Source organism: Brenneria roseae subsp. roseae, from assembly GCF_003115845.1.
GTDB lineage: Bacteria > Pseudomonadota > Gammaproteobacteria > Enterobacterales > Enterobacteriaceae > Brenneria > Brenneria roseae.
On sequence record NZ_KZ819022.1, the window covers coordinates 225,049 to 246,441 of the forward strand.

A 21,393-nucleotide genomic window follows, 5' to 3' on the forward strand; every position below is an offset into this window, starting at 1 on the left:
ATCCTGTCTATATCTAGAAATATCTCCCATTTTGTACAACCCCCCCTACAAGAGAACAATGACATTCTCCCTGTTGCTTTCAAGCTTCTCCAGCCGCTACTGGGGAAGTGCGGGGCTTCCACCAACGTCAAAACATTCGAAGCGATCGTCATTGAAGTTTCGCACTAAGATATTCGCTTATCCCCACCTTAAGAACGGGGTTTGTATGATCATGGGCTTTTATTTTTTATCCACTTCTGCTACTTGGTACTCTGGTATCTTGCCATCATGAAAGCACTGGTTGTGGGATGTACCGTAATTTTTTACCAATGAAAGGTATGGGATGAGTGATGACGACAATATGATAAATCAATCCGTCGTTATTGCTCTTTACTTAAACTAATAAAGAGGATAATCCCATGCCAGACTTACTCAATGATGAAATGGTTGATATGCAATTCATCACCGCTTACACCAAGATGACAGACAAATATTTCTATAAGCTAATAAGTGAAGGAAAATTTCCCAAACAGGTAAAAATTGGGAGAAGCTCCCGCTGGTTCAAGAAAGAAGTCGTAGAATGGTTGATGGAACGGGTCAGAGAATCGAGAGGGTAATATCTTTTCATCAATATTTTCGTCATTACTAACTCCAGAGTAGTTCAAACAAAAAAATCAAGCCAATATCTCTCTTTACACAAACACAGGGATACTTTTAGCGTGATTCGCCGTTATCTGTCATGTCGGTTTGTTAATATATTAAATAGAGTAGCAATACTGATAACCACACAAATAAACCCTATCGAACGATATCACTCGACTGGTGGTAAACATTCCATCACACACAGGTGATAGCTATCGCTGTAAGCATCCCATTACTATCAATAAATAATAGCCAAAGGGTGATTTATGTATGAGCTTAATCACAATCATGGTCCACTGAATTATGACTACCTTGATAAAATCATTGAAGTCATAGACCGTTCAGTAGCAGAGCATCCGAGGACGTTTGCTTTACGATTCGATCTTCACTTACCTAAAACTCAACAAAATGCAATTTATGGCCAGGATGCAATAGCAGGAAGAACCGATGCAGCGGTTATCTCCCGTTTTATTGATTCACTGAAATCGCATATCAGAGCAAATATTGCCAGAAAAAGAAAAAATGCGCGTGTGCATCCCTGTACGATGAGATATGTTTGGGTTCGGGAATTTAACCCGTCATCTGTCATTATTAAAAAATGGCATTATCACGTACTCATTTTATTAAACAAGGATACCTACGCTTATCCAGGGAATTATCGAAGTAATGATAATCTGGCATCAATGATAGTAAATGCGTGGGCCAGTGCATTAGGGCTGAACATGAAAGAATGTGACAATCTGGTGCATATTCCTGAAAATCCATATTGCTATCTCAATAGTAGAGATCCAATTACGTTTCAGGAGAACAGAAGACAGCTAATCTATCGGGTAAGCTACATGGCTAAATTAGCGACCAAAAGCACGGAGGACGGGTATCGCTCATTTGGGTGCAGCCAGCGTTGACAAGCAATATATATCCAGACAGTAATCCATTATTAAACCCTCAACATATTTTATTTACACGCCGGTATCTTTCCGGCGTATTCCAATCATCTGCCTCATGGAAAAAAACGAAAACATATAAATGGTTAGATGGAATAAATTTTAACAAGAAAAAGAAATAACATGAGAGCAAACCAAAGTTTGGTTAGTACCAATCAGACAACATGTTTACGGTGAACAATATGGAATTTAAGAAAATATATTTTGCAGAAGACAAGCAAGGTAAATCATTAAGCATCGATTTATTACCTATACGCACCGCGGCGCATTTCTATTGCAAGTCGTGCCATAACCCTTTATTGACGTGTACCACACATGACAGAGGGCGTTTCTTTGAACATGACCTGGATCGTTCAGATATAGAGAGTCTAATGCAATGCGAGTATTACATCTCACCGGAATTATCTAAAATCCCCACGATCATTAACCCGAATATCCAACAAGATACCTGCATGCTTGGTTTCCCTCAGACCAAAGACTATCTCTGCTTGAGTTGTCATCATCAGTACCACGGCGAAAAAGCCTGTCCATTCTGTAAATGCAGTATTCACACCGTAGGGATTGAAAAATGCGATATGTACACCGAATACGATGATCTTGATACCACCGAACTGGAAAGCAGCGGAGATAACATCGATGAATGACTTACACACACCGCCAGCCATTCAGGAGTGGCTACAGACCTGCCAGCGCTGGCTTAATGACTGCTCACGCCTTTCCATTCGCTACGGCCTTAGCAGGAAGGAGGTACGGGCCTTTCATCAGTTATGTCTGACAAGCGCTACGTTGCAGGGGAGGTATAACACAATCGTAGCCCCACAGTTTTTGCTTCCCGCTGGAAGAGTGACGGATATCAGTTGCATGGTGTCAAACGGCCCATGCCTGGATGCGTCTTATCCGCCTGGGAAAATCCAAACTGTTAACCCGCTTCATCCATTGACCGACATTCTGCTAAGCGAGTGCATCCGCATACAGCAAGATGAGCTAAGCCACGCTCTGCAACAGTTAACACTATCTTGCATTATCCCCGGTGTAACAGAACAACTGACATTAATCTGCTGGCATGGCCTGATTAACGGATATGGCGCGAATGACATTCTCTCTCTGGTAGGTAAACCGGCATATGGTATCGACGACTTTCTTCAGCAGTGGAGGAAGCACCATCCTATTCTGTTCTCACAAATTGAGGATTATGTATTCTTTGCCTGTTTCAGTAACTGGTCCACTTACCGTTAGCTTGATTTTCAACCTCTTACACATATCACTAACAATGAGCGTTCGATCGTTATCACCGATCGATAGGATCGAATCGATCTATAAAAACGATTATCTTTTGATCAAAAACACAGATAGGATATTTCTTAAAACACTCATAACCACATGTGTTTAAAAGATTTATTCCCATTCCTGGGAAGGGGGATGGCGTGTTCTTTATCAGACGAAAATCCAAACCATAAACCGTTACGCAGACTGCTGGCGGCAACGAACCACTTTGGATAATGAAAATATGAATCAGGAGCCTCCCGTGAAAACGATTATTAATAAATGCACAGACGATGATTTCAAATACCTGTCGGAGATCCTTGATAGTTATGTTTCATTTACGAATGATAAGCGCAGAAAAAATTTACTGGCTGAAAGTAAACACAATGCCAACTCAAAAACTCAGTTAGTCAATCTGATAGATAGCCAAATTAAATACTATGGTTCATCTGATATTGCCTACTTGAAGAGAAAACTTCTTCAGGGTAATGGCGGCACCGAAGCCAGGGAAATTGTCGAAGATGCGTGTAATAAACTAAAAGTAAAAATAAAACACGGTGGGTCGACAGAGTCTCTGCTTGAGCGTCTTGTGTATGCAGTGGTTGAAAAAGAGCTTATCAGCAAAACCCCTGAAGAATTATCACGTTCATTTAAAACTATGGGACTTGATGAGGCGGACAGAGAGCTGATCTTGACTCATTTGAAATCCAGCGGGAAAGTCCTCGTATTGCCGATTCTCCTTAAAGTACTCGGTCAAAAGATCACGTTGGGGATAATTGAAACCATCATCGTCAGTCTGATTACGCAAATTATTGGACGCGAGGCAGCCAAGGTACTGGTAAAAGAAATAATGAAGAGAAACCCTTGGATAAATGCCCTGGGGCCAGCCGTTTGGGTTCTTTCCAGCGCATGGCTTGCATTCGATCTTCAAGGTCCCGCGTACCGTAAAACAATTCCTATTTGTTTATATTTAGGCATTGTCGCTTTACGTGATGGTAAAGAGGATGCCGAAGAATAGTGCTGAACAGATAATCGTATCAATTCGGTAATAATTGCATTCGCTGCGAAATAATGGCATCGCGGCCAGTGCCAAAAAGAAACCAGATATTTTTATAACCTCTGAACAGGTGTCCTATGATCCCGGTTAATACCCTCTATTTAACGATTCTTAATCAGCAGGGTAAATCATCCAGCAGCCTGAGTCAGGCGATTGAACGTCTGGCTTCAGGTATACGCATCAACAGCGCAAAGGATGACGCTGCGGGTCAGGCAATCTCTAACCGGATGACCAGCCAGTACCATGGACTCTCCCAGGCAAAGAACAACGCAAATGACGGCATTTCCCTGCTTCAGACGGCGGAGGGCACGCTGGACGAAATCAATAGGCGTCTACAGCGTATACGTGAACTTACCGTTCAGGGGTTGAATGGAACCTATAGCCAGGAGCAATCGGATGCTATCCAGGCTGAAATCAACATGAATTTGAAAGAGATAGATCGCCTGACTTCCCAAACCAGCTATAACAGCCTGACCCTGCTTGATGGCAGTTCAGGTCAGGTGGATATACAGGTTGGCGCGAACGATGGCGAAACCCTATCGCTGGATTTTTCTCCGCCGGGATTCAGCGTTGACGAACTTGGGCTGACTGATCTGGTGATCAGCGGCATCAGTGGAGAAGTGTATGATGAAAATACGCTAACGGGCGCGGCCTCGAATATTATTCTGGACAGCACAACGACTACGACAAGTTATTATTATCCGGACAGTCCATTAACCTCGCCGACATTTGTACGTAGCGGCAGTAACAACCGGTATTATATTCAGGCGCAGGATGAACAGGGAAAGCCGGTTTATTATCTGGCGGCTTATACTGCATCGCATGATACGGCGACAGGAAATAGCACGGCGACTATCCGGGCAGCTGCGTCGTCCGAACTTTACACGCCGGTGACACGAATTGATGACCAGGATATTACTACCGCAACATTGTCATTTACAGACAGTAATGGGAATACCATTGATTCGGAGAACGCCAGATTATTACAGCAGGGCAGCCAGTATATTCTTGAAGTCGATGATGGCTCGGGAAACTATCAATACTATAATGCTGCGGTTACCGTAAAGACTGACGGCACCGATGCGCAGGTCGATATTGTGGCAAGTAGTGGTACGGCAATTAACATATTTTCTGATGTCGCCAGTGTGAGCGGCACGTCCAGCATCACAATTGACTCAGATAATGTCGTTGTCAATTATACCGATAGCGAAGGTAATCAATATAGCAACGTATTGACAGAAGACGCTGATGGGAATTATGTCATGAACATATCCGATGACGGCGTATCAGGCTATAAAAGCGCGACAATCGTCAGTCAGGCAGATAATAGCCTTTTGCTCAAAACAATAAACGGCAGTAGGGAAGTTCAAATCTATTATGAAATGAATTACACCGCTTATACCGATGCCAGTACTAATCAGACCGTCATTAACATCTCCGAAGTGGGAGAAGGAATTAGACTGCGTAATCCTGAAAACCCATTGGCCGCGATTGATAATGCCATCTCCTTGGTGGATGAAAAACGCAGTAGTTTGGGCGCAATGGAAAACCGTCTGGAGTCAGTGATGAATGTTCAGACGAATACAACCGAGGCGATTCGCGCCGCCCGTTCCCGTATTGCGGACGCGGATTATGCCGTCGAGGTATCTGCGATGGTCAGAGCTCAAATTCTGCAACAGACAACCGTTTCCATGTTATCTCAGGCCAACCAGCAGTCGGAAATTGTATTAACGCTATTGCAAGAGTAACAACAGAAAAACTCAGGGAAGCTCGAAATATATTTTCGTGAAACGTCCCATTAAAGGCATTTTAATATAAATGAATAAAAAAAATAAAAAAATCTTTCAGATTATCGAGTCGCCATTTAATTAGTAATGGTGCGGAAAACATCAATATCGATATGTCGAGGGTTTAACCAGCGGCAAAAACTCAACTATAAATATAATCAACTTGAATGACAATGATTTATCTTGACGTCAGCCTTCTAATATCGAAAGGCCAACACCGGGCATGCTATCGCCATCCATTAATGCTGGACAAATGTATCAAGGTGCATTTAAACGGAGAATATAATCGGGAAACCATCAGGGAAATCAAATACTATAAGAAAATAGCCGACAAGACATTTTCAGTACCAATCATAGCACAATATCACGGAGTGGTTAAAACCAATCTGGGGTCGGGTTATGTATTTGATCTGATAAAAGATTACAACGGAGAGGTATCAGGAACGCTGTCGTCTTACCTGTCGGAAAAAACACTGTGCGAAAAACATAAAGCGGGAATATTGCAGGCTTACAACCGTATGAAAGCACTGGCAGAACAGCATGCCATCGTCACCATGACATTAAAACCTTACAACATATTGTATCAACTAAGAAGTCAGATCGAGGGAAATTTGATTATCATCGATAATCTGGGATGCGCGAATTTATTTCCGCTGGCTTATTATTTCAGTTTTTTCGCCAGACAAAAACTATCCCGTCGCTTTGATGATTTTGAAAACATGCTGATGCGTGAATATGGCATAACATTTTCTTTTTCTATCATCATGAATACACAAGGCAATTAATTATGTTTGATTTTAATATCATAAAAAACATTATTGATATTGATAACACCATGAAACAGGAAAAAAATACTTTTCATGTAGCATATGGCGTCGATGGGGATTTTGTTTATGGCGTTGGCGTTTCAATAGCATCACTATTGTTAACCAATAAAGATATTGGCTTTAATTTTCATGTTTTTATCGATTCTGTAGATGAATCAAAAATTAAGTTGTTTCAGGAGTTATCTTTAATAAATAAAACAAGGATAGTCCTTTATGAAATAGACGGGAGTGGATTCAATAAATTACCTATTCCATCAAAGGCATGGAGTCCTGCAATTTACTATAGATTGTTAATAATTCGTTATTTATCCAAGTCATTAAATCATGTTTTATATTTGGATGCAGATGTTATATGCAAGGGAAGTGTTTCGTACTTTTTGAGTTTGAATTTTGAAAACGATGTAATTGCATATACTGTTGCTGATGATCATGCAAAGGAAAAGTCAAATCTTGATAAGATAGACACGAGAAAATATTTCAATTCTGGTGTTATGTACATGTCAGTTAAAAAGATGGCAGAAAAAAACGTACCAGAAAATGTACTACAACTTGTTCAGAACAACAATTTTTTATATCCAGATCAGGATGCGTTAAACATACTCCTAAATAAATATGTTGTTAATATCGATAAAGTTTATAACTATATATTTTCTATCGATAGTCATATAACAAAAAGAAGGTCTGGAAATTTAATTATTAGCGATGATGTCGTTTTAATTCATTATGTTGGATTGACCAAGCCATTTCATGGCTGGAGTACATTTTACAAGGAGATACGTTTTTTTGAACAGGCAAGAGAAACATCCCCCTGGCGTAACGTACCACTATTAAACCCTGTAAATTATAAGCAAATGTCGAGGCAAAAGTCTCACTTTAAACACAACCACAAGTATGTTCTTTTTCTTGTATCTTATTTCAAATATTTAAAACTTAAATTTTTTTCAAAGAAATGACAGGTTACAAATGAAAATTTTCAGCAAAATAAAAGGCGCCGGTTTTTTTGGGAAAAAATACGAGTATAAATTATTAAATATTAATGTGTTATCTATTATAAGACATTATACACATGATGAAATCCGGTTATTCAATTTTCCAATTTGGCACAAAAATAGAAACGATAACCCAGGAATTATCCTGAATGAACAGAAACAGTTAAGAAATCTGTCAATCGCAAACGTCTTGTCTTCTGGCGAGAGTAAACGTCGTATTCTTTTTGTCGTGGATTATCTTCAGGAAACTGGCGGTGTGGAATCACGTATAACACGCCTATTTTCTTTTTTACAAGAAAATGGCTACTCTCCGATGATCATCTCCACATGCAATCGTTACAAACAACTTCTTACCTTTCCTAATTTTTCGCTTGATTACAAAGCTCCTAATGCAACTAAACTATTTATGGCACTAATAGAAACGATAAAGCCTGATGTTGTGGAGTTTCAATTTAAATCGACTCGTTTTTTTCATGATATAGATCTCGATAAATTACTTAAAATAACACGAGTAGGATGCTGTATTCATGAACAACTAAAAATTGATCAGGAACGGCTCAATAAACTCAACTACAGAACAGCTAGTGCTTATCGGAAAGGTATTTCCAATGTAACTCATATCTTAAATTGGATTGAGCATCTTACTCCTGTATGGCAGCATAAGAAACAAAGTAAAGCGCTTTTCATCTCTCGCATTGAACCCGATAAGATACTTACCATCATTAATTTTATTACTATATGCGATGAAAATGGATGGGATTTTGAAATTACCGGCACCTATGATAAAGGAAAAAATAGAAAAACAGTTGAAAAGATAGTGTCCTTGGGTGTCCCCAAAAGCGCATTTATTGGCCATATCGACACGATAAAACATCTGAAAGGGAATGTAGATAAATATCTTTTTATTAGCGGCGTTGGTCAGATTCCTATAGAAGCGGCATCTTTAGGATATCCCGTGCTCATAACACCACATTTTGATAATCCTAATCTATCTACATTTGTCACGCCTCAGAACATTGCTTTTCTCCAACACCAGAATTTTGTACTTCGAGAAATTCCTGAAAATTATCTTTCTGTATTGGGGAATGTTAATGAATTTAAAGATTCATTAAATGAAGAACGGAGATTGGCTAACTTTCTTCCCCATAATGAAATGCAAAAATTATGTAGCCAAGACACCATTCTTGAAAAATATTTGGCGTTGTTAAATAAATTGGGAAATAATAAAAAATGAATTCATCTTCAATTCAGAAAAGATTCTCATGGTCTTCCATGTCATGGCTTTTGGTGTTTTTCTGGTATTTCTCATGTACCTTTCAACTGATTATTCTTTCTTCCAGATACAGTGGATTTAACAGATTAAGGGATGCATTACTGTATAATTTGCTGGCTCATTCCGATATTTTTCTTTCCCTATCAGGGTCGCGCTTACGCTTAAATTCTGAGGTGACGTATGGGTAATAAATTTTTTTCTTTACCGAAACGGAGTAATACCCCGCGTTTTAAATGCTCAATTCGGTTTGTCTGGCTGACAGCAATCTTTATTTGTTTGGTCTTCTGGATTGCCGTGATTGTGGGAGTCATACATGTTTATTCGTTGTTGATGGGAGTATGAATATGTCAGTCATTAAAGAAAGTATTCAGTTAAAATGCACCCGTTGCCGTAATATGCATCTGGAATCTGACCGGTTATCAATAAGCTACGTACATCTGCGGAGCTTAACGCCTTGACTGGTGTCCGTATCACGTTTATTGGCGCACTGTTGGGAGGCTAAATCTGTCGCGGTACGGTGAGTCGGTAGACCCGCATACGCCCAATCTGGCTGCCGGTACGTTATCGCCTCGTTTCCACACTGCTTATCCTCACGGTACTGTTTGGTGTACCGGTCTACAACAAAATGATAAAGCAGCATCTGCCGGGAAAAGAAGCCGTTGCCTACCTGGCCGGACGCATGGGACCATCGCACCGTGGCAATTCGTCGGCAGCTATCAGGAATACCGGCACCAGCTCGCCAGTATGTAATTCATGTAGTAACTGTACGCTTACCATTATTTCTACGAATCGGGGAAAAGTCTGGTCAGCGAGGAGTTCAGGCCGGCGATCCGTATTAGAAGAACGGACTGAAGGATTTTGATGCGTTGCCTTCGGTTATCAATGTGCCTAAAACTGAGTAATAAAAACACAAGCTGGCTATTAATAATAAAACGCGATTATTATAAATAAAAGTACTTTATTTACCGGTAGTTAACCTACATATGCCGGTTTCAGTTCCTTATATGCGGTATGTGGTGCAAACCACTTGAACCACGCTGATTTTGCGAGCATTATCGCAATAATCCCTTTTTTTGCCTATTTTGAATTATGTCATCTGTTCAAGCACTTCAAACGGCGATAACCAACATGTCTATGTGGCGTAAAGGCGACCAGCGTGCGCCCCATAAACCATTGTTATTGCTTTATGTGCTTTCCGCCTATCAGAAAGGGCATTCGCGCCTGTTTCACTATGGCGACGAAATTCGTCCGCATCTCCTGGCCCTTCTGAACAGCTTTGGACCACAGCGTCGCTCTCATTATCCGGAGATGCCATTCTGGCGGCTGAGGGGGGATGGCTTTTGGCAATTGCTGAATGATGAGCGCTGTTCGCCGCAGAAAGGGAGCCGACAACCGCCTAATCGTGAGTTGATTCAGCACGATGTCATGGGGGGATTTGATGAAGCCAGCTATCAGCTATTATGCAAACAGCCGCAACTCATCGCTAAACTGGCTCAGCAGATTTTAAGCGAACATTTTCCTGAAAGCGTGCAGGAGGTAATTGCCAACCGCCTGGAACTGTCGATAGACGATGTACGCAAATCCCGCGATCCCCATTTTCGTCAGGCGGTATTACGTGCGTATCAGTACCGTTGTGCAGTCTGCGGTTATGATTTACGCCACGATACGACGCTCGTCGGCCTGGAAGCGGCACACATCAAATGGAAACAATACGGCGGCCCTTGCACCGTGACCAACGGGCTGGCCCTGTGCTCGGTACATCATTCTGCATTTGATATTGGTGTTATCGGTATTGATGGCAGCATGAAACTGATGGTTTCGGAAGGCGTGAACGGCAGCAAGATCGTCGAGCGACTGTTCTGGGACTTTGAGGGGAAACCGCTGCTTATGCCTAAAAAGCGAGAGTATTACCCTCTTGATAGGTTTATTGAGTGGCATCGCGGGCAGGTTTTTAAAGGTGCTTGAGCGATCTGAATAGGAATATCTGGATTGTCGTACATTGGATAGCCGTCTACAGGTCATAAATTAATTGATGCTCAACCATTGATGATAATGCCTTGGTGATTGTTATGGTTCTATTTCTAACAGTCTTCGAGCTTGTTACTGGTAACTAAATATGCCAAAAAATCAGCAGCAGCAAGGTAAAACCTTAGCATAACTCCCAAGAATTTTAAGTAGCACTAATATAATCTTGAGCGTACATTTTCATATTTTTATGGTGAAGATTTCCTTTATACTAATACTAAGAAAAAAATTAATTAGCCGATGAATCATTTTAAAATAAATAATTGCTTCCACAAAGAAATTTTCACATTAATTGCAGAGAGGAAAAAATGGAATCTGCACGTGATAAACGTACCCGTGAGATTGTTGAGGCCGAGGATCTTTGGTTGCTTGATAGCGTTGATACTGAAGGCTACGTGTGTTGGGGATGCGGAATTGAGATGTACCCTTCAGCTTGGCAAAAGGGAAGTAAGAAAAGACCTTCTTTTAACCGGATGCCGGGCAAAGAACATAAAATCGATTGTGATGCTGACGCGGAAAGTACAATTGTTAAACAGGGTCAGAAGAAAAGTGTCCGCAACGCACTGGACTGCGCTCCTGGCTTGATGCCTTCAGGGTTAAAGTTAATTGAACAACGCCCGGTTGTTGATCCTAGTGCTACTGGCTGTGAAAACAATTCCAGTACGATACGTTCTGCATCGTCAACATCCGGTGAGAGCAATTCCCCGGTGCGACAATCCCGCCGTCCTGTCAATGCTATTCGCCAGATTTGCCGAGCATTTATTCGCTTTCCGTATGATCGTGGTATGTCATTAAACATGCCTGGCATTGATGCTAATACTTACATGACAGTCTTTAGAAAGCTTAAAGAACCGATTCAGTCTTACCCGGACCGTCGAGTTTTCTATTCACAGTTGTTGTGGCAGAAATTTGAGCAAGACGAGAGCCGGATTATCATCCCTCTTTCGGGCGAGTGGGCTAAGGATGAGTTCGGGAAACTTAAACCCTCGCGGAGTTACAAACTTCATGTCGAATGGGCCAACTGGTCTCAGGCTAAACGTACAGCGCTTCGAAACGAGCTGGATGCCGCCCAGGAAGAAGCAAAGGATGCAGGAAAGAAAAAGTTAAAAGACAGAGCCCAAGTTTTCTTTATCGGCGAGCAAAGTGCCGATAACCATGAGATCTTCTTCGTTACCGACTACCGGCTAATTTGTGTGATCATCGGATATGTTTTTTATCCTAAATATTGAAAAATAATAAAATCAATGAGTTGATGCAAAAATTTTAACGGCTTGATAGCCGGAATAGACATCTTGAATAGACCCTGCCATGGATGATTTGGACCTTCCATCAATCGAGAAAATAAAGGATAAGCAGATGTGGTCAGACAAGGAATCATCAGAAGATTACCTAAATTTTGGTGAAGTGTCGCAGTTAGCCGTGGATGTGCTCATCACGGAAGGTATGTTACCTGTATCTATAGGAATTTTTGGTAATTGGGGGGCTGGCAAATCCTCTCTGTTAAAATTGATAGAGAAAAAACTTGAACAGGATGACAAAGATTGGATTGTTATCAACTTTGACTCTTGGCTCTATCAGGGTTATGACGACGCTCGAGCTGCTCTTCTCGAAATCATCGCTACAGCATTGACAAAAGCTGCGGATGGAAATGCTACCCTTACCTCAAAAGCGAAGGGGCTCCTTAGTCGAGTTGATGGGTTTAGGGCAATGGGTCTTCTGGCTGAAGGAGCTGCTTTACTTGCAGGAGTTCCGACTGGCGGTTTCCTTTCCAAAGGCATTGGTGCATTAAAAAATATTACTCATGGTATCCAGAGCCAAGAAGAGTATGAGGCTTTGGGCAATTTAGCTAAAGAAGGTAAAGAAAAGACTGCCAGTTTGCTTAAACCAGAGGCTAAAAAAAGCCCTCCTCAGCAGATTGATGCTTTTCGTAAGGAATATGGGGAAATTTTAGATGAGCTTGGTAAGCCGCTCATCGTGGTAATAGATAACCTTGATCGCTGCCTACCTGCCAATGCTATTCATACGCTTGAAGCTATCAGGTTATTCCTTTTCTTAACTAATACTGCCTTTATCATTGCAGCAGATGAGGACATGATTCGTTCTTCTGTGGCTGATTACTTCAAGGGGGCATCACAGCGCCATCAAATAGACTATCTCGATAAGCTCATCCAGGTTCCTATTCGGGTGCCAAGAGCTGGGGTACGTGAGATTCGTTCATATCTGTTCATGCTTTATGCTATTGAACATGGCTTAAAAGGCGAAAAACTTACCACTCTCCGTGATGGCTTAGAAAAGGCATTACAGCAATCCTGGAAAGATGAACCAATCTCACGTCAGGATGCCCTAAAAATGACTGGTGAATCGGAGGATAGTAATCTCGCTTTGGCATTTGCACGCGCGGACCGTATTGCTCCTGTATTAGCCAACTCTCCAATTATTCATGGCAATCCTAGGATCGTTAAGCGCTTGTTGAATGTTGTGAAAATGCGATCTCAAATTGCGAAGCGACGAGCGATGCCTTTGGATGAAGCAATTATCACTAAGTTAGTAATCTTTGAGCGATGTGTTGGAGTAGATGGTACTGCTGATTTATATCACCTTGTAGATATTGAACAAGGTATGCCCCAGCTACTAAAACAGCTTGAGGATGCTGACGGTCAAATACCTTCAGAAGCGCCAAAGACATGGACTGATAATCCAACGACTAAAGCTTTCATCAGCCAATGGGCCCAACTTGAACCACGCCTTGGCGGAATCGACTTGAGAGCCGCCATATATCTGTCCCGAGAAACTATGCCAATAGGTGCATATGTGGTTGGTTTATCGCCATCTGGCCGGGAAGCACTGAATGCACTTATTGAACTGAAAAATACAAGCTCTCCTACAGCTGATACTCTTTTAGAAATGCTTCCTCGTGAGGAGCAAGTACCTGTTATGGAGGGTTTAATCAGCCAGTTAAGGCAAGTGTCAGATTGGGCTCGTAGACCTAAAGGTTTTTCCGGCGCATGTCTGCTGGCTCGTTACTCGGCAGATGCGGCTAGTATATTGATTCGTTATCTGCAGGAGTTGCAGCTGGGGATGAAACGGCCAGTGTGGATGACTGCAGCACTAAAAGATGAGCAATGGAATAAGGACGCTTAATGGGAACTTCACAATCAAGTACAGGTCCAGGAGGTGGTTCTCCACTGGTTCCCCCCTGGGCTGATGACCAGCCACAGCAACCGTTACCCTCTCCACAAGAAAGAAGGTTTGCACCATTTCGAGAATCTTTGGGAAATGCGGTTTCAAACGGTAATAGAGGAGACTTCAGGAAGGCCATAGGGCACTACGCGCGAAAAGCCTCTGGGGGAAGCAGTAGTGCGGCTCGACGATTAGGTAGTGTTACACAAGCAGGGGCCGGATTGTTTGGGATCTTGGCAGGAATACCTGCTGCTCCCGGAGAACCAGGCATCGATATAGGCAGTTTGGCTGGTCTCCCATGCGAACTGGCAATATCAGCTATTGCTCAAGCTTTAACATCTCAGGATGGTGACTCAGAGAAGATTTGCGCAGCAATGAATCATGCTTTAGTGGAGGCTCTCGATGGTGTGGAAATTTTCGATCCTCAAAGCATAACCGATGGTGTGATTGTTGATACCATGATTGGTTATTTAGCGGAAAGTATTTTTCTTCAGATGGTTATGGATTCTAGCAAGGCATGGAATAAAGCAGATACTCCTTCAAAAGCAATCCATGCAGAAATTGAACTTCGAGAACTAATCAAAGTTGTTGTTGATAAGCACATGGCTCCAAAACTTGTCGGTAACATCAGAACTTTTTCAAAAAATCAAATGCTTCAAATTGAGCGTCAGGCAATCATTGAGGCTTGGCAAGAGTGGGAGGCCTACCAATGACACAATTAGTTTTCCATCATGATCATCGCCAATTACCGCTAGCAGGTGATAACTTGTTGCCCGTACAGCTCTATGGATTAAGCGGACAGGGTCGCGGTGATATATCTGTAATCGGGAATCCTGCGATTGATCGAATTAGGCGTTTGGGAGTACAAATTCCAGCTCAAGTCATGGATTTTCTGAGCATCGCACTAGCGGTAACAGCTGCTGATACCTTCGTTCAGCGTGAAAGTTCCGAAGATGGTTGGACTCGTCAATTATCGCTACGACTTCCCCTTCATGAGCCATCTCGATGGATTGGTCTAAAGAAAGAGCTTGAAAGCGCTTTGCATTTCCTAAGTGGGGACATCTGGGATTTTGAATTTTGTGACGGTGGTTATGCACCGCCAGAACCTTATAGTCAACATTCAAGGTTTCATCTGATTAAGCTCAAAGAGCTTGATTGCGTCAGCTTATTTTCGGGTGGATTGGACTCGGCTATTGGCGCAATAGATCTTCTGACACTAGGGCGTGCTCCGCTTTTGGTTAGTCATGCCTATAAAGGAGATAAGTCACGCCAAGATCAAATTGCTGAAAGATTGAATGGTCGATACTCACGATTTGAAATTAATGCTGATCCGCATCTATATCAAGGAGCGACTGACATTACGATGCGAACGCGGAGCCTCAATTTTCTTGCTTTTGCGGCTGTAGGCGCTTGTGCTGTGCAAGAAGTATCTCAACAAAAAAAGATCGATCTGTTTGTACCTGAAAATGGGTTTATCTCGTTAAATGCGCCACTAACCCCCCGCCGGATAGGTACGCTGAGTACACGAACAACACATCCACATTTTATTGCCAGCATACAACAGCTATTTGATGCGGTCGGAATTCCTTGCCAAATAATCAACCCATATCAGTTCAAAACAAAGGGGCAAATGGTTTATCAATGCTTGGATAAGCAACTCCTATCTGAAGTTGTAGAAAGTACGGTATCTTGCAGCCATTGGAAACGAACGGATCAGCAGTGTGGGGTATGTGTACCGTGCATCATTCGACGAGCATCGCTTCATGCAGGTGGGATTAATAGAGACGCTGATTACACTTTCCAGTCCCTGGCTAAAGTAATGAATGAAATTGATCGCAGGGATGATCTTATCGCTCTTAGGATTGCAATCGCACAGAAATCGACTTTGAAAATAGGAACATGGGTCGCCAAGAGCGGTCCCTTGCCTGTGGCAGCATTCAATAATTTTAAGCAGGTGTTTATGGATGGCCTAAATGAAGTCGAAAACTACTTACTGAGTGAGGGAATTGTGTGAGCATCGACATGCACTGTCATCTTGACTTATATCCTCAGCCAGAACAAGTGGCTGAGGAGTGCAGGCGTCGAGGGACTTATATACTATCGGTAACAACGACACCGAGAGCATGGCATGGGACCTCTTTACTAGCTAAAGGAAGCCAACGAATCCGAACTGCTCTTGGGCTCCATCCCCAAATTGCACATCAAAGATCGCATGAGTTAGAGCTGTTTGATTCATTGCTTTCGCAGACTAGATATGTTGGCGAAATAGGGCTGGATGGTGGTAAGGGATTTAAAGATCATTGGGATGTCCAGTTGAAGGTATTCCGGCACATACTCAATAGCGTAAATCGGGCTGGGGGCAAGATTATGACCATTCATAGCCGAGGAAGTGCGCCAGCTGTACTTGATGAGATCGAAAATATTGACGGGGTAGCAATATTACATTGGTTCACTGGGACACCTAAGCAGCTAGAAAGGGCAATCGATTTAGGGTGTTGGTTCTCTGTGGGGCCAGCTATGCTCGATACAATAAAGGGGAAAGCCTTAGCTTTGAAAATTCCCAAATCACGAATTCTGACAGAAACCGATGGGCCATTTGGTAAGTTTCGTAATGATCCTTTAATGCCATGGGAAGGGGAGATTGCAGAGAGGCAGCTAGCCACATTATGGGGGATTAGCCAGATGGAGGTTAAAGCTCAGCTTTTTGATAATTTCAAGACGTTATGTAGTTCTTAGTTGTATTAGTGTGATTACCAAGATTGGTACATCCCTATGTTCGTGAACCCCATCAGTGCTGATTAAAATTTCGAACTTCCGCTCCTCTCTCTCACAGCCGACAGTCAGATTTAGCGGCACTTTGTCGGATCAGTGCCTTGTTGCAATGACTAACCTGTGTATTTCAGTTTTATCTTCTGATATGTGCTTGGATATCCCTGCTCCACGGCATCTCTTTAGCGTGAACCCTATGAAACCAGTGAACTACATACACACTGTACTAAAGCCGGAACAATTCCGGCCAATTGTTTTTCTGCCTACTTTCGCTTACACATCATCACAACCTTCCCAGAATCCCCACGCTCCAACCCATCAATAAAATCCCCATACCACTGCAACATCCCCCTCCGTTGTTCCAAATACTGCGCATGGTTATACGTGCCACGAATGGTGTTCTTATCCACATGAGCGAGCTGTAACTCGATCCAGGCGGTGTTATACCCTTGTTCGTGTAGTATGGTGCTCATGGTGTGGCGAAAGCCGTGGCCTGTCGCTTTCCCATGATATCCAATTCGTTTCAGTACTTGGTTGATGCTGGCTTCACTCATTGGTTTAGTGATGTCGTTACGGCCAGGGAAAACCAGATTATAGCGCCCGGTAACGGCATGGAGCTGTTGCAGAGCATCGATCACCTGATCGGATAGGGGGACGAGGTGAGGGCGGCGCATTTTCATCCGTTCCTTCGGTACTTCCCAGATCCGTTTGTCAAAATCAAACTCTTTCCATTCTGACTGCCGTAATTCAATGGTACGAACGCCGGTCAGCATCAGTATGCGGGTTGCCAGTTGCGTGATTTTACTACCGGAGTAAGACGATAGGGCACGCAGGAAATCCGGTAATTCATCAGTCAGCAGGTGAGGGAAGTGTTCTGCCTTGGGCGGGGTTAACGCACTGGCGAGTTCCGAGACCGGATTGTTTTCCGCTCTGCCGGTAACGATGGCATAGCGAAATACCTGACTACAGGCCTGTCGGATCTTGCGTAGCTTATCGAGCACGCCGCGTTTTTCCAGTTTGCGCAGTGTAGTCAGCATTTCCAGCGGTTTGATCTCGGCGACAGGACGTTTACCGATATCAGGGAAGATATCGTTTTCAAACGCTTCCATCAGATCGTCAGCGTAGCCTTTAGACCAGTTCGGTCGTTTGTATTCATGCCACTCCAGTGCGACGGCCTTGAAGTTGTTTTCAATACCGGTTTGACGAGCCTGTTTTTCCAGCTTTTTTTGTTCACCGGGATCGATGCCATTGGCGATCTGCTTTCTGGCCTCATCCTTGCGCTGACGGGCCTCGGATAATGTGACTTGAGGATAAACGCCCAGTGCCAGCATGCGCTGTTTACCATCAAAGCGATATTGCAGACGCCAGTACTTTGAACCGTTAGGATGCACCATTAAATGCATTCCTTCCCCATCAGTGAGTTTGTAGGGTTTATCTGTGGGTTTTGAACTTCTCACCTTTACATCGGTAAGCGCCATATGCTGCCCTCCGTTGCTGGTTGTTGGTATAAGAATTCATTGAACGGGCTTGTACCATCAGATGTACCAACAAAGATTACTTGATGTACATTGATGTTGATAGAGTTCAGTAGAGTGAAAATAGCCGAATTAAGGCTAATTAGCTGAATTTTAGGCACAAAAAAAGACGTCGGTTGACGTCTATTTACTTCGAAATGGTACGCCCTACAGGATTCGAACCTGTGACCTACGGCTTAGAAGGCCGTTGCTCTATCCAGCTGAGCTAAGGGCGCGTTGCGAGGAGATAACGCTGTCAGTGAGATAACAGTGGGCTGGATTATACCCACACGCCTCAGTGAGTCAACGAATTGGCGTGTGATTTCCGCTATACGGTGAATCCCTGTACAGCTTTGGTCTGTCTCACTATCGTCTGCGCTTTTTTTGGGTCCATCATCCCTGGCGTCCACCCTTGCGGGTCGTCGCGTTAGTGAGCTTCATTCATGCTAAATATGAAAAGGATGCGTCTTTCAGCATTCTCCGCTGTGCCGCTTCAGAAATCCGCTGTAAGTTATGTTCGGACGTATTCGCCAGAATACGACGTTGGTACACTAGATAAAGTGACAATTTGGGTTGTCTGGTACGGTTACTGTTGTTTATAACCTCCGCAATTTCTGTCGAACTGGGAATTTTTCGATTTATGCATAATTTGTTATCCGCATTATTGCGTATTTGTCTTTTGGCGATGTTTATGTTGCCTGCCGGATATGCAGCTGCGGCAGAATCCGATGCTGACTCGCAGCCTGTACAAACTGAAGAGCCAGTGAAAATAAATATTGATGCTGAACTGGTGAAGTTGCAGAAGCAGTTGGATAGCATCAAACAGCAGGTGTCGGGTGCCAACAGCGATAGCAAGTTCGGGGCGTTGAACGACACGACGCTGCAACTGGTCAACAGTGCCGATGACCTTGCCGCGTCTGTCGCTCCGCTCGGGGCGCAATTACAGGCGCAACTGGATGTTCTTGGGCCTGCGCCGGAATCGGGCTCTACCATTAATGAAACCAATGAGGTCACCCGTAAGCGCAACAATCTGAATGCGCAGAAGGCAAAGCTGGATACCCAGATTGAGAAAATTCAGGCATTGCGGGCCGGCGCGTCCAATCTTTCCGCGCAGATTATCACCCTGCGGCGTAATGCGTTGAAAACCCAGTTGGCATTGAATTCCGGCAGTATTTTAGGCGCACGTTTCTGGTCGCCGATTGTGACGCCGCAAGCGGAGGATCTGCGGCGGCTCAGCGTGTTTCAGGGACAGTTGAATCAGGCATTCCTGGCTTCCTGGGAACCGGACTGGCGATATGGTTCCATCTTTCTGCTGTTGGCCGCTGCCGCCCTGGTTTCCGCGGGACGCCGTTATCTGGAAAAGTACCTGGCCTGGGCCGGGATCCATCTGTTGCCGGAAGGACGCCTAAGACGAAGTTTTCTGGCAACGGCAAGCGTTATTTCCACCGTGTTGACGATAGGCATTGCCGCAAATTTAGTGGATTTCACGTTTACCCGTCATGGTGAGTCGGCCGAACGGGTAAAAACGTTTCTGGATACGCTGACGCAACTGGTGATCTTTTGTTCGGTGATTGCAGGGCTGGGGCGTGCGTTTCTTTCGAATCAGCGACCATCCTGGCGGTTGCCCGCGATCGCGAATCCGGTAGCCAAGGCGATGAAGCCTTTCCCCGTGGTCGCCGCGGTTTTCATTCTGTTTTTTGGCATGGTTGAACAGGTTACGGCTACAGTGGGAACGTCGGTGGCTGCTACTATCATGGTCAATGGGCTTTCCGCCTTTTTTCTGGCGTTGACCTCTGGCGCGATTACGTTAAAGAGCGATCAAATCCGTCGCCAGATGGTGCGTGATGGTGCGCAGCCGGAAGCGCGTTCCACGTTGGCCGGACTAATTCACCTTGCTGTATTGGCTACCTCGTTCTCTGTACTGTTTTCACTGGTCATCGGTTATATCTCGCTGGCGCGGTTCCTGACCTATGAGCTGGTCTGGATCGGTATGGTCTTTTCCTGCCTTTATCTATTTTCGACGTTTATTACCGATATCTGTGAAAGCGTATTTTCGCCTAATAACGCCAGCGGCCGGCGAATTAAAAACTCGCTCAATCTTGACGATCGGCATTTAGCGCAGGCAGCGGCGTTGCTTTCCGCTGCTGGTAAAGTGTTTTTGATTCTGATGGCGGCCGTCGCGTTACTGAACGGCACGTTTGGCACCACGACGCCGCTGGCGCTGATACAAAAAGCCGTTGAGCTCTGGGGTGGCAAAGGGCTGGAAACATTAAGTATTGTGCCTGCCCATTTGGTGAATGCGCTGCTTTTGCTGGCGATCGGGGTCTATGTTTTACGCTCCTCGAAACGCTGGCTGGAGGAGGAATTCCTTCCCAAAACGATGCTGGATCGCGGTATCCGAGCGTCACTGGTGACGTTGTTCAGTAATATAGGTTATATCCTGATTATCCTGCTGACGTTGGCAACGCTCGGTATTCAGTGGAGTAAGCTGGCATGGATTGTCAGCGCGTTGTCGGTGGGTATCGGTTTTGGCTTACAGGAGATCGTAAAAAACTTCATTTCCGGGTTGATTCTGCTGACCGAGCGTCCGGTTAAGGTGGGTGACCTGGTGAATATCAGCGGCGTGGAAGGGGATATCAGACGGATTAACGTGCGGGCAACGGAAATTCAGTTGAGTGACCGTTCAACGGTTATTGTCCCTAACTCGCAGTTTATCTCGCAGAATGTGCGCAACATTACAATGGGGAATGCGCTTGGGGTGGCGACGCTTGCATTGACGTTCCCGCTGGATATCGATCCTGAGGAAGTCAGATCCATTTTGCTGGATGCCTATACTGCCCATGACTCTGTTCTTGACTCGCCAGCGCCATCCGTCACGTTCAGCCAGTTAACCCCGACGGGTATGGTGTTGAGCGTGACCGGCTATGTCAGCAGCCCGCGTCTGGTTTCAGGCGCGAAAAGCGATCTGCTGTTTGATATTATCAGACGGTTGAGGGAATCCAGTATTCCTCTGGCGGTTCCGCAGAGAATGGTGTTGGAAACCCCAGTCGCTGGCCTGTCGGATGATGTTGGGATCGAAGGAAAACCGTAATGCGCCGTTAGGGAATGTGGGCGATGGTGCTGAGATCGTTCCATTGTGACATA

The 21,393-nt window shown here is 44.1% G+C and carries 17 protein-coding genes and 1 tRNA gene; 16 read left to right on the forward strand and 2 right to left on the reverse strand.

Annotation, left to right across the window (positions count from 1 at the left end):
- Positions 1-398 precede the first annotated feature (398 nt).
- The 15 genes from DDT52_RS01070 (at position 399) to qatD (ending at position 16,702) form a co-directional block, all read left to right on the forward strand.
- The gene (locus DDT52_RS01070; RefSeq protein WP_048638020.1) at positions 399-596 is read left to right on the forward strand and encodes a helix-turn-helix transcriptional regulator; all 198 of its coding nucleotides are present in this window, start codon (positions 399-401) and stop codon (positions 594-596) included.
- Positions 597-887: 291 nt separating this feature from the next.
- Positions 888-1,526 carry an inovirus Gp2 family protein gene (locus DDT52_RS01075; RefSeq protein ID WP_048638021.1) on the forward strand — a complete coding sequence of 213 codons (639 nt, stop codon included), beginning with the start codon at positions 888-890 and terminating at the stop codon, positions 1,524-1,526.
- A gap of 221 nt (positions 1,527-1,747) precedes the next feature.
- On the forward strand, positions 1,748-2,209 hold the full coding sequence (locus tag DDT52_RS01080; protein WP_168709714.1) for a putative zinc ribbon protein: 462 nt from the start codon (positions 1,748-1,750) through the stop codon (positions 2,207-2,209).
- On the forward strand, positions 2,202-2,801 hold the full coding sequence (locus tag DDT52_RS01085; protein WP_048638023.1) for a hypothetical protein: 600 nt from the start codon (positions 2,202-2,204) through the stop codon (positions 2,799-2,801). The genes DDT52_RS01080 and DDT52_RS01085 overlap by 8 nt, the downstream gene beginning before the upstream one ends.
- A gap of 289 nt (positions 2,802-3,090) precedes the next feature.
- A complete protein-coding gene (locus DDT52_RS01090; RefSeq protein ID WP_048638024.1) occupies positions 3,091-3,846 on the forward strand; it encodes a YaaW family protein in 756 nt (251 codons plus the stop codon).
- 116 nt (positions 3,847-3,962) lie between these two features.
- Positions 3,963-5,633: a flagellin N-terminal helical domain-containing protein gene (locus tag DDT52_RS01095; RefSeq protein WP_048638025.1), complete on the forward strand. Its 1,671-nt coding sequence runs from the start codon at positions 3,963-3,965 to the stop codon at positions 5,631-5,633.
- A gap of 212 nt (positions 5,634-5,845) precedes the next feature.
- Positions 5,846-6,457 (forward strand): YrbL family protein, encoded by a 612-nt coding sequence (locus tag DDT52_RS01100; protein WP_231604138.1) that lies wholly within the window; start codon positions 5,846-5,848, stop codon positions 6,455-6,457.
- A gap of 2 nt (positions 6,458-6,459) precedes the next feature.
- Positions 6,460-7,452: a glycosyltransferase gene (locus DDT52_RS01105; protein ID WP_048638027.1), complete on the forward strand. Its 993-nt coding sequence runs from the start codon at positions 6,460-6,462 to the stop codon at positions 7,450-7,452.
- 10 nt (positions 7,453-7,462) lie between these two features.
- Complete coding sequence (locus DDT52_RS01110; protein WP_048638028.1) at positions 7,463-8,722, forward strand: glycosyltransferase family protein; 1,260 nt, start codon at positions 7,463-7,465, stop codon at positions 8,720-8,722.
- Between the two features lie 1,128 nt (positions 8,723-9,850).
- A complete protein-coding gene (locus DDT52_RS01115) occupies positions 9,851-10,726 on the forward strand; it encodes a phosphorothioated DNA-binding restriction endonuclease (protein WP_048638029.1) in 876 nt (291 codons plus the stop codon).
- Between the two features lie 368 nt (positions 10,727-11,094).
- The gene (locus tag DDT52_RS01120) at positions 11,095-12,015 is read left to right on the forward strand and encodes a hypothetical protein (protein WP_048638030.1); all 921 of its coding nucleotides are present in this window, start codon (positions 11,095-11,097) and stop codon (positions 12,013-12,015) included.
- A 79-nt stretch (positions 12,016-12,094) separates the two neighbouring features.
- Positions 12,095-13,927 carry a KAP family P-loop NTPase fold protein gene (locus DDT52_RS01125; RefSeq protein WP_231604140.1) on the forward strand — a complete coding sequence of 611 codons (1,833 nt, stop codon included), beginning with the start codon at positions 12,095-12,097 and terminating at the stop codon, positions 13,925-13,927.
- Positions 13,927-14,679 carry a hypothetical protein gene (locus tag DDT52_RS01130; protein WP_048638031.1) on the forward strand — a complete coding sequence of 251 codons (753 nt, stop codon included), beginning with the start codon at positions 13,927-13,929 and terminating at the stop codon, positions 14,677-14,679. Before DDT52_RS01125 ends, DDT52_RS01130 begins: the two co-directional genes overlap by 1 nt.
- Positions 14,676-15,980 carry a Qat anti-phage system QueC-like protein QatC gene (gene qatC, locus DDT52_RS01135; RefSeq protein ID WP_048638032.1) on the forward strand — a complete coding sequence of 435 codons (1,305 nt, stop codon included), beginning with the start codon at positions 14,676-14,678 and terminating at the stop codon, positions 15,978-15,980. Before DDT52_RS01130 ends, qatC begins: the two co-directional genes overlap by 4 nt.
- 8 nt (positions 15,981-15,988) lie before the next feature.
- The gene (gene qatD / locus DDT52_RS01140; RefSeq protein ID WP_048639843.1) at positions 15,989-16,702 is read left to right on the forward strand and encodes a Qat anti-phage system TatD family nuclease QatD; all 714 of its coding nucleotides are present in this window, start codon (positions 15,989-15,991) and stop codon (positions 16,700-16,702) included.
- Positions 16,703-16,998: 296 nt separating this feature from the next.
- On the opposite strand, the gene DDT52_RS01145 is transcribed toward qatD, so the two are convergent.
- Both DDT52_RS01145 and DDT52_RS01150 read right to left on the reverse strand, forming a co-directional pair.
- Complete coding sequence (locus tag DDT52_RS01145; protein WP_048638033.1) at positions 16,999-18,213, reverse strand: tyrosine-type recombinase/integrase; 1,215 nt, start codon at positions 18,211-18,213, stop codon at positions 16,999-17,001.
- A gap of 195 nt (positions 18,214-18,408) precedes the next feature.
- Positions 18,409-18,485, reverse strand: a tRNA-Arg gene (locus DDT52_RS01150).
- Positions 18,486-18,889: 404 nt separating this feature from the next.
- Between DDT52_RS01150 and DDT52_RS01155 the strand changes: the two genes are divergently transcribed.
- A complete protein-coding gene (locus tag DDT52_RS01155) occupies positions 18,890-21,340 on the forward strand; it encodes a DUF3772 domain-containing protein (protein WP_136154734.1) in 2,451 nt (816 codons plus the stop codon).
- Positions 21,341-21,393 lie beyond the last annotated feature (53 nt).